The sequence below is a fragment of the Pseudomonas sp. SB113 genome, assembly GCF_040754745.1.
GTDB lineage: Bacteria > Pseudomonadota > Gammaproteobacteria > Pseudomonadales > Pseudomonadaceae > Aquipseudomonas > Aquipseudomonas grimontii.
In genome coordinates this window covers 1-381 of sequence record NZ_JBFMHW010000256.1, presented here as the reverse complement: position 1 = coordinate 381, position 381 = coordinate 1, and the positions used below count along the sequence as shown (strand labels likewise).

Genomic DNA, 381 nt, shown 5'->3' with positions numbered 1-381 from the left:
CATGGCCCTTGCCGATGAAAGTCAGTAGGCGCTGCAACCAGCGCGAGGCGACCGCAGGTGCATCACCCGAACGAGCCGAGCGCGCCAGCACGACATTCTTCGCGCCCATCGCCATCTGGAAGTCATGCGCTGCCTGCCCGATACGGCGTTCCGGCGGTTCGAGATCGATGCCGGTCTTCATGACGCGCGACATGAAGCGATCCGCTTCCGCCTTTCGCGGCCAGCTTCCCTCATTCAGATCGCCAAGGATCAGCGTATCGACATGCTGAAGCCGCGCTTCGAGCGTGCCCCAGATCGCTATTCTTCGGTCCGAACCAGCGCGCGGTTTTACAGTTTCAGGCGCGATCAACGCCTCCATCACATCCGGCCACTCGCCGGACA

General features: G+C 62.5%; 1 protein-coding gene. It reads right to left on the bottom strand.

What is annotated here, in order from left to right:
- Window positions 1–381, bottom strand: a 381-nt coding sequence (locus tag AB1462_RS32455) for a hypothetical protein (RefSeq protein ID WP_367249232.1), incomplete at both ends; no start/stop codon positions are given.